The sequence below is a fragment of the Acidovorax sp. LjRoot129 genome, from assembly GCF_964253765.1.
In the GTDB taxonomy this organism is placed as follows: domain Bacteria; phylum Pseudomonadota; class Gammaproteobacteria; order Burkholderiales; family Burkholderiaceae_C; genus Acidovorax.
Window position 1 is genome coordinate 107,510 of sequence record NZ_CAXUSE020000002.1, and the last position, 12,819, is coordinate 120,328.

10 protein-coding genes are annotated in these 12,819 nt (G+C 55.5%); 7 read left to right on the plus strand and 3 right to left on the minus strand.

What is annotated here, in order from left to right; all coding sequences use genetic code 11:
- Positions 1 to 60: 60 nt before the first annotated feature.
- The 6 genes from ACSQ3Q_RS25055 to ACSQ3Q_RS25080 all read left to right on the plus strand — a co-directional run bounded on the left by ACSQ3Q_RS25055 (position 61) and on the right by ACSQ3Q_RS25080 (position 9,145).
- Positions 61 to 969 carry a tetratricopeptide repeat protein gene (locus tag ACSQ3Q_RS25055; RefSeq protein ID WP_436137179.1) on the plus strand — a complete coding sequence of 303 codons (909 nt, stop codon included), beginning with the start codon at positions 61 to 63 and terminating at the stop codon, positions 967 to 969.
- Positions 970 to 1,997: 1,028 nt separating this feature from the next.
- Positions 1,998 to 4,145: a hypothetical protein gene (locus ACSQ3Q_RS25060; protein WP_436137180.1), complete on the plus strand. Its 2,148-nt coding sequence runs from the start codon at positions 1,998 to 2,000 to the stop codon at positions 4,143 to 4,145.
- Complete coding sequence (locus tag ACSQ3Q_RS25065) at positions 4,142 to 7,078, plus strand: hypothetical protein (protein WP_436137181.1); 2,937 nt, start codon at positions 4,142 to 4,144, stop codon at positions 7,076 to 7,078. The genes ACSQ3Q_RS25060 and ACSQ3Q_RS25065 overlap by 4 nt, the downstream gene beginning before the upstream one ends.
- Before the next feature lie 20 nt (positions 7,079 to 7,098).
- Entirely contained in the window at positions 7,099 to 7,773 is a 675-nt protein-coding gene (locus ACSQ3Q_RS25070; RefSeq protein ID WP_436137182.1) for a hypothetical protein, read from the plus strand.
- A gap of 79 nt (positions 7,774 to 7,852) precedes the next feature.
- On the plus strand, positions 7,853 to 8,662 hold the full coding sequence (locus ACSQ3Q_RS25075) for a DsbC family protein (protein WP_436137183.1): 810 nt from the start codon (positions 7,853 to 7,855) through the stop codon (positions 8,660 to 8,662).
- A 207-nt stretch (positions 8,663 to 8,869) separates the two neighbouring features.
- Positions 8,870 to 9,145: a hypothetical protein gene (locus tag ACSQ3Q_RS25080; RefSeq protein ID WP_436137184.1), complete on the plus strand. Its 276-nt coding sequence runs from the start codon at positions 8,870 to 8,872 to the stop codon at positions 9,143 to 9,145.
- A 60-nt stretch (positions 9,146 to 9,205) separates the two neighbouring features.
- On the opposite strand, the gene ACSQ3Q_RS25085 is transcribed toward ACSQ3Q_RS25080, so the two are convergent.
- Genes ACSQ3Q_RS25085 through ACSQ3Q_RS25095 form a run of 3 tightly spaced genes read right to left on the minus strand, consistent with a single transcriptional unit; the run spans position 9,206 to position 12,169 of the window.
- Positions 9,206 to 10,177: a hypothetical protein gene (locus ACSQ3Q_RS25085; protein WP_436137185.1), complete on the minus strand. Its 972-nt coding sequence runs from the start codon at positions 10,175 to 10,177 to the stop codon at positions 9,206 to 9,208.
- Positions 10,167 to 10,856 carry a hypothetical protein gene (locus tag ACSQ3Q_RS25090; protein WP_436137186.1) on the minus strand — a complete coding sequence of 230 codons (690 nt, stop codon included), beginning with the start codon at positions 10,854 to 10,856 and terminating at the stop codon, positions 10,167 to 10,169. The genes ACSQ3Q_RS25085 and ACSQ3Q_RS25090 overlap by 11 nt, the downstream gene beginning before the upstream one ends.
- The gene (locus tag ACSQ3Q_RS25095; RefSeq protein ID WP_436137187.1) at positions 10,853 to 12,169 is read right to left on the minus strand and encodes a GspE/PulE family protein; all 1,317 of its coding nucleotides are present in this window, start codon (positions 12,167 to 12,169) and stop codon (positions 10,853 to 10,855) included. The genes ACSQ3Q_RS25090 and ACSQ3Q_RS25095 overlap by 4 nt, the downstream gene beginning before the upstream one ends.
- A 195-nt stretch (positions 12,170 to 12,364) precedes the next feature.
- On the opposite strand from ACSQ3Q_RS25095, the gene ACSQ3Q_RS25100 reads away from it, so the two are divergent.
- Positions 12,365 to 12,817, plus strand: coding sequence for a hypothetical protein (locus ACSQ3Q_RS25100; RefSeq protein WP_436137188.1), 453 nt, complete (start codon positions 12,365 to 12,367; stop codon positions 12,815 to 12,817).
- Positions 12,818 to 12,819 lie beyond the last annotated feature (2 nt).

Below are 12,819 nucleotides of genomic sequence, written 5' to 3' on the forward strand. Positions count from 1 at the left end.
GTTCGAGGGGGTCGTCCTCCCTACCATTAGTGCATCGTCATTCTGTGGTGAGCACAAAAAATGAACAAGAGAATTCGCCCGGAGATCATCAACAGGTTGTTGGCCATCTCCGCAGGCTTCCTCCTCGGCGCCGCGATGCCTGGAACTGCGAGCGCTTGTTCCGCCAATCTGGACCGCACCCAGATTGAAGCTGCTGATGGGTACCTTGACCAGAATCGTCCGGTTGACGCTTTCCGTGTCATGTATCCGCTTTCCCAAAACGGCAGCGGTGGTGCTCATCATTTCCTTTCCAAAATGTATGAAGAGGGTCGAGGACTCAAGAAGAGCCCCTTCATGGTCCGCCATCTCAACTGGATGGGTTCGCAGTATGGCGACCCGGAATCGATGTTTCGTGCAGCGCAAGATTTCTACGCCAAAGGGCACAAGAAAGACGGCGACTACTTAGCAGGCAAAGCTGTTGAGTGCGGGCACAAAGGCGCGCTCGTGCTGCTCCTCAAAAAGCGGATCGAGGACGGCAGCAAAGACGAGGCTCTCAAGCTTCTAGAGCGCGCCATCGAGCAATCAATTCCTGAAGCCAAATTCATCCTTGCTGAGCAGTACGACAAGGGTGGGCTCGGGCTCGCAAAAGATCCACGTGCGGCATTCAACTGGTACTACTTGGCAGCAAAAGATGGCGTGCCGAAATCCATGGCCGCTGTTGCTTACGCCTTCACTCGTGGCGATCACGGCCATGGGGTTCCTGACGACCGCGCTGCAATCCACTGGTATTTCATGGCAGCAAAGGCTGGCCACGTTGAGTCGATAACTGCATACGCCTGGATGCTTGCAAATGGAAGGGGCGCCCAGAAAGACGTTGATGAGGCGATTTATTACCTGAAGAAGGCTTCAAAGTTGGGTGACGCCAACGCGGATCAATTTTTGCTGGAATTTGGCGGCAAGGCCACCGCAAACAAGACGGCGAAGGGTTAACTGTGAAATCATTCGTCGCGAAATTTATCATAGCGCTGGTTTTAGGCGCGACTATGAATGCATATGCTGTCACAATGTATGCATATGTCAAGAATGATCTGCCGAACGCTGTTACGGTTAATCTGACTAACGATGGAGCGGTTTTTGGGGGGGGTGGTAGTGGCAGCTCTTCATTTACTGCTCCTCCCGGAGTAAGCACTAGCGGCAGCGGGAATTTCACTGATGGCATTCGCGTAAACCCATACATCAGCCCCTTTTCCGTCGGGGGTGGAAATCCGTGGAGTTTGTATTACTGCATGCGGCATTCTCCCTCCGGATTTCTGGATGCAAGTGCTACACCTTGCACGTCCGCGAATACCTACAAGGTTGGTGCTGATTCCACTACACCGTACGGACTTAGGCGGTTTCAGCAATGGGTTGTACTCACAAAAGTTGATTCCTATCTATTGAATCGTGCAACCAGCGGGCGGACAATAGGCTATGAAGTAAAATTCGTTAGTGGTTCCACAAAAGTAGGCACGTTGGCACCAGGTGAGGGCCTCCCGTTATTGGAGCCAGTAACCACCCTTTTCGTAAAGAATACTGCTAGCGATCAAGCGTGCGTTTATCAGAACGGATCGACAACATGTGCAAATATGTTGCCGAACACTACCCGCTCATATAGCCAGAGTGGGAGTTACGCTACGTATGAGGTGGATAAATCCACTGCACCGATTTGCCCCGCACAAAACGTTAACTGGGGGACCTCAAACTTCTGTTCAGGACCTGTCGCAGCAGGTGTTCCCGGCGACTCCTTTTCGGTGACCAACTCCACAACCGGAGCAACAGGCTCCGGCACCGCGTCATGTTCAGTCGCGGGCTGGACCGTGACGGCGTCATCTTGCTCGGCAAGTCTTAACGCTCCAACAGGTCTTTCCGCAACAAAAGGCACTTTGACGGGGCGGATTGACTTGTCTTGGTCGGCTATCCCAGGAGCTTCGACTTATCGCTTGCAGTACCGGAAGACGGGCGTCCCGACGTGGACAGATTTGACTTCCACGGCCTCCCTTACTCACTCATGGACCGGCGTTGCAGACCCGTCCGTTTTCGAGTTCCAAGTTCGCGGAGAGAACGACGTCGGCAATTCGGAATGGAGCGCAATCGACACTGGGTTCATCCGAGCTGCGTTAAATGCACTTTTCATTTCGCAGTCCAACGTGCCCCTCAAAGTGGCCGTCGGTAGCAAATTCCCCTTGAGCCAGGTCTGGCGCAATACAGGTGCTGAAACCTGGGCCGGCGCCGCCTATGGGACGGCACCGTTTGGCGCTGGAGGGGCAATTGATTGGGGCCTGGGCGTGACAGCTTTCGCAGGAACCACGGCAACCTCGGCAGAGGTCACGTCTTCCTTTACCGCGACGGCTCCTGCGACACCCGGGACTTACACCCTTCAGCGAATCGTGCAAAAGTCCGGCGTTAACCTTGGCGAACCATCGACACCGTTGACGGTGGTTGTTGTTGGACCACCTACTTGTTCCGCACTGACCACTGACCTCAGCACGACCTTCAATCCAAATGCCACTATTACAGCCACATTGGTAGGCGAATCGTCCGTTGAGTTTGCGAATGTTCGGGTCTGGGGTGATGCACAAGGAGAGACAGGCGCAGCAACCTATGCGATGACTTTCAATGGCACCAACTGGGTGGGGACTTTTCCTGTAGCGGCTCATTTGAGCCCTGGCGAGGTAAAGCTCAACCTTCAAGGGATGGTGGGCAACAGTCTCTTCAGTGCTGCTTCCTGTGCAGGTAGCTCTGTCGGGTTTCAGCAATTGCCTGTTCCAGCCGTAACGCTGGTACCCACATTCGGTACCTTCGGGGATCAATCGCTGCCGGGCTTCGTAGCTAACAGGCAGGGCGGTGAATTTGCCAAGATCACCATTGATCTTGGTTCGTACAGCAATTCGCTGAAAGCGCGCGTTGAAGTGATCGACGCGAACAACGTACCCCTTGCATCGCTCAACGCTGTCACTGCGTCGCAGCCGACATCACTTTCACTTTCGTCTTCAGTGCTCAACAAGCTGTCCAGTGCGTGGGGGATTGAAGCTGCGACGGTGCGAGTGACGTATTCGGACGCCGGCGCAGCATCTCAGGGCAAGAGCTTCCTGCTCGCAATCTCTTGGACTGCAGGACCTGGTGGTCTTTCTGTGAGCGCGGGTGGTGTAACGGGTGTGACCCCTACCGTGACCTCGGTCTTGAATCCTTCAGGCCCCGCCTTCGCTACTTCTACCTACGGTTCTTTCATTGGCTCAGTGAGGGTAGCCGCTGATCAGTCGAGCGTTGGCGCACAGCCAGTTACTGATACGGGAAGCTGGACTGTGTCTGGACTCGACTACTCCCAACTGTTTGCCACGCAGCTCGTTTCAGTTGCACGCGCAATTCCTCCCGCTGGCATTAGCTTGTTCAGTCCGCTGGAATTCACAAGCGCCCCCTTCGTGTTGCCTGTGCAATCCCCTTTATCAGTTGTCGCGACAGATGGAACGCGCGAGAACGACGTGCAAGTGACCTGGCCAGCCATCGCAACGGGCAGCGCCATCCGCTACCGGGTGTTTCGGGACTCCACAGAGATCACACCGAGCAGCGGCATAAACGCACTGGAAGTGGTCGACGTCCCACCAGTGCGCGGCACCACTTATAGCTACAGCGTGAAAACGCTGATTAACAACGTCATGAGCCAGGCTGATGTGACTGACACGGGCTTCGTTCCTGCTTGCCGCGCAGCACGTCTGATCGGTGCTTCCATGGACGCGAGCATGTCGGCAATCAACGGGTTGGTGGAGAGCTGGGAATGCCTGCAGGGGCTCGTTGGTGCCGGCCGCATAGACGCCTTGGAATCGTCTGAAATTCAGCTTGCTGGACAAAACCCAAAGTACCGCAGGTTCTCTTTCCCCATACCGACCGGAATGAATGATGGATCGCACACGCTGCGAGCCACGTTCGACTCCGCTGGGGTAGTTATCAATGCAAAGCGGACATATGAAATTCCTTTTGTGATGGACAGGTCGTCGATCACGATAAACAACCTGACCATTCTTTATGACGGCTCTGCAGCGCAAGCCGGACTTGAAGCAACGTCCATTGGCAGGTTCGGCATTCGGATGGATGGCGGCAATGGAATCGGCTTTGCAGAGGAAGTCAAATGAATAAAAGCTTTAACTTTGCCAAGTACCATTCATTGGTAAATGGCTTGATGATCCGCATCAAATCCAATCTGGTGCGACTGTGCGTTTTCGCCGCTTTCTCATTTGCCGCACATTCCGCAAGTGCAGCAAACTGGTCTGTTATTAACATGACCAGTGGGTCTTCTGCCGGCACGGTGAAAATCTGGCTTAGCGCTCAAGCTACTCAATCCAGTTCGCTCCTATCCACGGGTAAAAACGCGACGGTCGGCCCTAATTCGAACTACACATTTACGCATACTGCATATGCAGCAGAGTTCCAGGTCAACAACGTTGGATCAACGCCAATTTGTGCACAGGTTGATGACGCTTCTGACTATGAATTCGAATGCGTAAAGATTGACGCAGGCGGATTCAACGATATGTGGATGGGCGGGGCGGGTTCTACTTTGCTCATCAAGCCTTATGTCCCTCCAAGCTGCCCAGCCCAAACATTGCGGTGGGGCAGCGGTAACTTCTGCAGCGCACATGCTGATGAATCAGACATTGGCACTGCTCTAAATCTGTCAAACATTTCGAATGGCGCAACGGGCCAAGCTTCAGCGACTTGTTCAGGGTCGGGCACTTGGACTGTATCCGATGGGGGTTGCTTCGCTAGTATGCAAGCTCCTCTCACATTCTCTGCCACAGATGGGGTCAGCTCCACAAGTATTAACTTATCGTGGGGAGCCACTTCTGGCGCGTCTGCCTATCGTATTCAATATCGTAAGCAAGGCACCACTAGTTGGTTGAATCTTATCCCCGCGGTTACAACTTCAGCTCTGACTTATTCGTGGGCAACCGTGCCTGATGACGGCATATACGAATTTCAGGTACGCGCTGAAAATAATCTTGGCACTTCCCCATGGTCATCTACGGAGACAGGGTACATAAAACCTTTTGTCGGGCCGCAGTTTATTTCGCAAACAGGGATTCCAGCAAAGCTAGGCGTAAATCAATCCTTCACGTTTTCCCAGGTTTGGAAGAATATCGGGTCCGAAACCTGGACTAGTGCTGCTTACGGAACAGGAAGCTTTTCTACGAATGGCGCTATTTCCTGGGGTATCCCGTTCACAGCATTTGCTGGAACTACTGGAAACAATGCTCAGGTTACAACGACGCTCACTGGAACTGCGCCATCCTCTGCGGGGACCTACACCTTGCAGCGGATTATGCAGAAGAGCGGGAGCAACTTTGGCACGGCTTCGACCTCGGCAAGTATTGTTGTTTATGACACGCCGAAATGTTCAGCCGTTAATACCGATATTTCTACGACTTTCAATCCCAACGCTACTGTAACTGCCACTTTGGCCGGTGCATCCTCCGTCGAAGCTGCTTCGCTTCGAGTGTGGGGCGATATTCAGGGAGAAGGAAATGGGATAGCGTATCCAATGACCTTCAACGGATCAAACTGGATCGCGACATTTCCCCTCGCCGCGCACCTGCAGCCTAACGAGGTGAAAATTAATCTCAAGGCCTCCGTATCGAATAGCGTGTTCTCAGCCAGTGAGTGCGCAACCTCAGCAGTCACATACCAAAACTTGCCCATTCCAGTCGTCTCGCTTGCGGCAACGATGGGCTCGTTTGGCGACGCCACGAGACAGGGCTTTGTGGTCAACCGCGCTGGGGGTGATTTCGCAAAAGTGACAGTGGATCTGGGTGCCTACTCAGGTTCGTTGAAGGCGCGCGTTGAAGTCCTGGATGAGTCAAACGCCAGCCTTGCGGTCGTGTTGAATGCAGTGACCCCGAACGCGCCGGTGACCATGCAAATGTCCTCCTCGACGTTGGGAGCAAACGCAAATGCTTGGCAGATGGTGAACGCCACTGTTCGGGTCACGTACGCCGATGCGACAGCAGCTACCCAAGGTCGCGTTGTACTTGTACCGATTTCGTGGACGGTGGCTCCTGGTGGCCTCATTGTTTCTGCTTCTGGTGCCGTCAGCTCGACACCCACGGTGAATGCTGCACTGGGCCCAACGACGGGTGTATTTAGTACCGCCTCGTTTGGTACTTTTGTGGGATCTCTCCGTTTGGCGTCCGATCAGTCGCCTGTCGGTCAGTCCAAAGAGATCGGAGACAGCGGCACATGGTCTGTAGCTGGCCTCGACTACGGCGTTTTGCATTCCGCTCAATTGGTTGCTGTTGCGCGTTCCGTTCCTCCCATCGGCGTGACTCTTTTCACTCCGCTGGAATTCGCAAGCGCTGCGTTTGTGTTGCCTGTGCAGTCGCCCTTGTCGGTCGTCGCAACAGATGGCACGCGGGAGAACGACGTTCAGGTAACTTGGCCAGCCATCGCTACGGGCAGCACTATCCGCTACCGGGTGTTCCGTGATGCCACAGAGATCACACCGAGCAGCGGCATCACCGCTCTGGAAGTGGTCGACGTCCCACCGGTTCGCGGCACCACTTACAGCTATAGCGTGAAGACGCTGATCAACAACGTAATGAGCCAGGCTGATGTGTCTGACACAGGCTTCGTCCCTGCTTGCCGCGCTGCGCGTTTGATTGGTGCCTCCATGGACGCGAGCATGTCGGCGATCAACGGCTTGGTGGAGAGCTGGGAATGCCTGCTGGGTCTTGCTGGTGTTGGCCGGATAGACGCTTTGGAAGCTTCGGAAATCCTTCTTGCAGGGCAAAACCCAAAGTACCGGCGATTCACTTTCCCGCTGCCCGCAGGTCTGGTGGACGGAGCTCACGTGATGCGTGCAACGCTCGACTCGGCGGGAGTTGTTATCAACGCATCGCGAACATATGAAATTCCTTTTGTGGTTGATCGGGCCGCGATCACGGTCAATAACTTGTCCATCCTCTATGACGGCTCACCGGCCCAGTCCGGCCTTGAAGCATCGTCCATCGGCCGCTTCGGCGTGAAGATGGATGGTGGCTCCGGCATCGGTTTTGCCGAAGAGTTGAAGTAGCACGAGCTGGGATCAACCACATGCCCGATATGAACGTTTCGCGCCGCGCCACACTCAGCTGCCTTGCAGGCCTGTCGCTCGCTCCTGCTTCAATGCTTTCCGTCGCCGCTCCGGCCCAGCCTAAGGGCGGGATGACTGAGCTGCAGAAGCAAATGATCACAGCCTTGCCAGTCTTGCCTTGGCTGTCGCTGGGTGAGACCACCATCACCCAGGTGAGGGCACCTATACAGCAGCTGATAGCTTCCCACAGAGGCTATGTCATGGTCACCGATGGCACTTCGGTTGAAACCGGTGGAGCCTTCATCAACCTTGCCTCATCCAGCAAGTTCGGACTGATGGGAGTGGCGGGCTGCAACATGGTCACGCTGGACTTTGAAGGTTCTCGCAAAGCTCAGCTTGTCGCATTGACCGTGGACCGCGGCTGGGCAAACAAGAACGAGGCCCCGTTGCTGGACAGCCTGACCAGCCGGTACGCAAGCATCACTCCACCCGTAACTGTCCGAGATGGCGATTCCGAGGCCTCCGACAAAACCATGCTTTTCGACATTGGCCGTTTCGTTGTCGAAGCCCAGGTGCCGCAACACGGCACTTTCCTGACGGTGACCTTTACGACGAAAGAGCTTCTCAAAAAGCTTCGGACCATGGACGGCACCGTAAAGATGCTCTTGCCATACCTGAAAAACTCTGTTTCCTGAACTCAATTAATTGACGTGAATTGCAAATACACCGCAATCGGTCATACAATTACTAAAGCAACCTTCTGAGCAAATCAAAATGCAATTGTTTTCCATCAACATGATCAAAATTCGCACCGCAGCATTGAGCTGTTTCGTCGCCCTTGCAGCAGCCAGTACGCTCTTTGTGAGCGGAGGTGCGTCAGCCGCGCCCCCCGCAGAGAAGGCGCTGAGCGTCGAACGGAAGGCCGAAACCGAAGCCCTTGCAGCCAAATTGCGCAAAGCAATGCCTGGCCTGGTGATCGACGCTATCCGGCCCGCGCCAATACCTGGCCTGTGGGAGTTGGTTTCCGGTGGGGACGTTGCCTATTTCACGGCCGATGGGGTGTACATGATCCAGGGCACGCTCTTCAACGTGCAGGATCGGCGCAACATCAGCGAAGAAGCGCTGACTGTAGGCCGCGCGCAAGCCCTGGCTTCGATCTCAAAAGCTGCTCTTGTGGTCTACCCAGCGAAGGGAAAGTCCAAGCACACGATCACCGTTTTCACCGATCCATCGTGCCCCTTCTGCCAGCGCCTGCATGCCGAGATTCCCGCTCTCAATGAGCTGGGGGTGACGGTGCAGTACGCTCCTTACGCACGGTCTGGGAACGGCACGCTGACGAATCGTCAGATGCAGGAGGTTCTCTGTGCTGACGATCCAAAATCATCCATGGAATCGTTCATGGCGAGCCCCAACAAAAACTCCTCTGGTGGTGACTGCAAGGGTGCCCAAGAGTTGGTTCTGGTCTCCAAGGTCGCCAATCAGGTTGGCCTCAAGGGTACCCCGCACATCGTGACCGATTCCGGCAAGTCCATGTCCGGATACATGCCCGCCAAAGAGCTGCTCGCTACCCTCCAGGCAAAGTAAGCAGCTGCCCTTTTTTTAGACTCCCTCCGCCTCGCAAGAGGCTTGCCGCTCCTTGGGGGCGGTTTTTTTTGGGCGGTAAAAATTACGCTATGTAGAACTGCTTATATACAAATTGTTTGATCGTATGCAAAAATGTCACATATGAAATCGGCTACTAATACGTCTTTAGCCGCATGTGATGAACTGACCTTTTCGGTCCCAACTGATGTGTCTTTCGCTGATCTCCACCTGCGATGGCATGGGGGTGGGATCATCCACTTTGACTGGTTTCCCATTGAGCGCCTGTGCGAAGCCTCTGCCATTAACGCAGAGCTGATTCGCAACAGTGGTCCTGAAAACGTGGCCAAGCTCATCAACTACTGGTACATCGTCCATCGCCTCAACGGTGGCGCACCAGATCCAGTCAAAGAGGAGGCCATGAGTCTCGTGGCCACGGGCCACTGGGGAGAGATCCAGTTCATCCATGCTCCCGGCCATGCCTAATCCATCGTCAACCCATAAAAAAGCCTCATGGAAATGAGGCTTTTTTTTGGTCTGGAAGAACTACTTCGCTAGCAGCATCTTCTTCCACTCAGACGCGCCTAGCGGCAGCATGGCGTTGGTCATCTTGCCACCGGCGCCCTCATAGAGCAGGGGCAGGGTATCGAGCTTGGCCAGCAGCGCCTGCGTGCTGTTGTTGTCGAGTTTGAAGATGCCGGTCCCGAGCATTTGCTTGGTCGCAGCGTCAGCGGTCAGCTTTCGTGGCTGCAGCCACGCGGTTTTCTCGGCGTTACGCGCGTATTCAATGGCCCGCTCGATGCCGTCCTTGCTGGCAGCGTGGGAGCCGTAGGCGATAGCCATCGCTGCGCCTGCCGTTTCGCTCTTTGCGTTGCTCACAAAGACGAAATTGATGGTCCTCGGGTTCTCGCCCGCGGCCTTCAGGGAGCGGTGCAGCTGAACCACGTTCAGGAAGCTGTCTTTGCCTGCCTGCGGGCCCAGGTCAACGACAAAGGTCAAGGGGGACGCCTTGGTTTTGCCTCCAGCCAGCTCGATGCTGTGCATTTCTTGAGGGCGCAGGGCTTTGGCCGGGGTGTCTTCAAGCTGGCCGCGCAGGTACCGTTCAAGGTCCATGCTCACGTCTCGGCCGCGCTTCATGTCAATGGCCATGCCGATGAACAGATATTGCTGGGCCGGGTCGGAATAGAAGAAGTAAAGGGTCTTCTTTCCGTCAGGGAAGTCGTCGTTGTACTCGGTGCCCTCAACCACGTAGGCGTCGAGCCCAGGGAAGGCGTTTGCAACCTTGTGGATGACCTTGGGGTTTTCGATCCTTACCTTCGGGTCGCTGCCCAGCAGCTCCTGCAGCCTGCGCGAATCCTTGAGCCATTCGGGCAAAGCTTCAGGTGCTGGAGCGGTGATCTTCGGGGCCTTGCCGTTCGGCCCACTGAAAAAATCACTGATGTTGCCGGCGTTCGCCATGCCCACATTGAAAGCTAGGAAGGAAGCGAACAGGGTGGCAGCGAAAGTTTTAGAGCGCATGGCGATCCCCTTGAATGATGCGGCTGGTGATGCCGTTCATGAGCAACAGCATGTGTTGGGGATTGCCCTGCACATGGTCTGGGTTGATCACGTAGCGACCAGCGATTGCGACCGAAGGCGTCGCTGTGAGTTTGTAGTTTTTGACCACGTTGGCATGAGCAGGGAGCCGGGCTTCGATACTCTTGCCCTTTGTACGCACGTACTGTTGAATGTCCTTTGCATTGGCTCCAGCCTCAACCAGAGCGCGCAGGACGTAATCCATGTCCAGGTTGGCCCGAGGCGGCAGGGCATTCTCTGCATCGCCTTGAATGGCCATGTACATGGAGTAGTCGAAGGCGGGGAGGGCTTTCGGAGCCACAGCCTGGCCAATCATTCGGCCCATGACCGCGGCGATCAGCTTGGGGTTGTCGCCGTTGGTGATGACCGGGAATGCCTCAAACGATAAAGAGGCGGGCAGGGTGGCACCCCAGCCGATCAGGCCGTTGTGATATCGCAGGCAGAACGGGCAGTCGTAGGTGAAAAGAAGTCGGACCTTCTTGCCGTCCTCGGGGATAGGGTTCTCCAGGACGTCGTACGGCTTGGCGTCGGGATTGGCAGGGCCATTGTTTGGCTTGAGCGCTTGCGCAAAGCTTGGCGCTGCTACAGACGCCAAAAGGGAGAGCGCGAGACGGCGTTTCATTGGGATTCCTCTTCAGTTTCGTCAACGGAATGAACCATTGCGGAGCCGGTGACGGCCATGGCCTCACCAACGGTTGTAACGCCCTGAGCGACCAGCCTGTAGGCGTCGTGCGTCAGGGTTCGGTATTGGGGTTGCAAAGCTGCAGCTGCCCGCAGTCCCTTCAAGTCGCTTCGCTCTACGGCAAGACGAACTTCAGGCGATGCGACAACGATTTCAAAAACGGGGGTTCGGCCAGACCAACCGTCGCGGCATTTGGAGCATCCGTCCGGGTTGTGGGTGTAGATCGTCCCGATGGCACTGACTTCTTCCGGGCTCATGCCGCAGGAATGAATCTGCTTGCTGACGTAGCTGTCTATTGGCTGGGGAATGCGGCAGTGTGGGCAGACCGTTCGCACTAGGCGCTGAGCAAGGAATCCGGCCAGCGCAGCTGATAGCGCGTTGGGATCGACGTCGAGGTCGAGCAATCGATTGAGCGTGATCGTGGCGGAATTGGCATGCAGCGTGGACAGCACAATGTGCCCAGTGAGAGCGGCTTGTGTGGCCAGGCCAGCGGTCTCGGCGTCCCGGATCTCGCCAACCAAGATCACGTCCGGGTCTTGCCGAAGCATCGACTTGAGCGCTTTGGCGAACGTCAGTTGGCGATTGGTAGCAGCCTGGACGATCCCCTGAATGCGGAATTCGATGGGATCTTCAATGGTGATGATCTTGACCTGCTCGGTATGCAGCTGCTGCAAGATTCCGTACAGAGTCGTGGTTTTGCCCGAGCCGGTGGGTCCGGTCACGAGAAAGAGCCCCATCGGCTGGGCGATGATGTGTCGGATAGCGGCACGAATGTCCTCCGGCATCTTGAGATCGTCGAGCTTCATGAGGTGAGCCGACTGATCCAAGAGCCGGCACACGATGGATTCACCCGTACCCAGAGGCAAAAGACTCACGCGGAGATCAATAACGCGGTCATCAACTTCGAAGGAGAACTTGCCGTCGAGTGAAGACATGCGCTCAACCAGCGACATGCGGCACTTCATTCGGATTTTCCCGTTGAATTGGTCCGACATGGTCTTGCTCACAACGTCGATCAGCGAGAGTTCTCCACGGTTGCGAAAACGGATCAAGCAGTCAGCGCCGGTGTCCTCGAAGTGAACGTCGCTCACGCCTTCTCGCGCTGCACGCAAGAACAGGTTGTTTAGGTACTCCACAGCTGCTCTGTCGTTGCCACCAGTGGAGATGAATTTCAGAGGCTCATTGGAGACATGCTGCGCACCGCCCGAGGAGGAAACCTCGCGCATAGCCAGAACTCTGTTATCGAATGACATGGGAATTGACTCCGTAATTACCCTCCTATTGTCTTTGCAGACTCAAGTCAAGTCAATAAACTGAACTGTAAGTATCAGGGTGTTTCGTAGAGACAACGCAAGAATAATTGCAACTGTGCAATTGCTAATTGCAATTAATGCAATTACAATCGAATCATCAGTTCGGAGGCTTGAGCCCCAGTGGCAGGAGATGAAATGGACCAACCAAAATACGGCTCCGGTGCCGACGGCCCAGCGGAGTCGAGCGTTCTCAGCCAGATACTTGGAGTGGCACAGCTCAGCCGCCTGGAGCGGGTCCAGCGCGCAACGCGTGTTCGCGAGTTGACGACCCGTCTATGCAACCTTCTGCCAGCGATGGGCGAGGACGAACGGGCTTCCTTTGCGGAGCTGGTCGGCCTGGTTCGACAAGAGCACGTGGCGGCCTGCGACGCGCAACACGGCGCCATGGAGGCTGAGTCAGCGCAGGAGACGCTGGCCACCGTTCGCTTAGAACTCGAAAAGCTGCGTGAGGCCAATGCGAAGATGCATGTGATTGCGCTCAGCATGCAGAGTTCGCATGCTCAGGGCCGTGAGGCTGAAAAACCAAGAAGCTCACCAGTGGCCATCCTCACCAACTGGATCAAACGATTTCAATCCAACAAGGGATAGTC

Excerpts from the sequence above, each read along its gene's own strand:
- ACSQ3Q_RS25075 (WP_436137183.1), top strand. The coding sequence starts at position 7,853 with ATGCAATTGTTTTCCATCAACATGATCAAAATTCGCACCGCAGCATTG.
- ACSQ3Q_RS25095 (WP_436137187.1), bottom strand. The coding sequence starts at position 12,169 with ATGTCATTCGATAACAGAGTTCTGGCTATGCGCGAGGTTTCCTCCTCG.
- ACSQ3Q_RS25100 (WP_436137188.1), top strand. The coding sequence starts at position 12,365 with ATGGACCAACCAAAATACGGCTCCGGTGCCGACGGCCCAGCGGAGTCG.
- ACSQ3Q_RS25065 (WP_436137181.1), top strand. The coding sequence starts at position 4,142 with ATGAATAAAAGCTTTAACTTTGCCAAGTACCATTCATTGGTAAATGGC.
- ACSQ3Q_RS25055 (WP_436137179.1), top strand. The coding sequence starts at position 61 with ATGAACAAGAGAATTCGCCCGGAGATCATCAACAGGTTGTTGGCCATC.
- ACSQ3Q_RS25085 (WP_436137185.1), bottom strand. The coding sequence starts at position 10,177 with ATGCGCTCTAAAACTTTCGCTGCCACCCTGTTCGCTTCCTTCCTAGCT.
- ACSQ3Q_RS25070 (WP_436137182.1), top strand. The coding sequence starts at position 7,099 with ATGCCCGATATGAACGTTTCGCGCCGCGCCACACTCAGCTGCCTTGCA.
- ACSQ3Q_RS25090 (WP_436137186.1), bottom strand. The coding sequence starts at position 10,856 with ATGAAACGCCGTCTCGCGCTCTCCCTTTTGGCGTCTGTAGCAGCGCCA.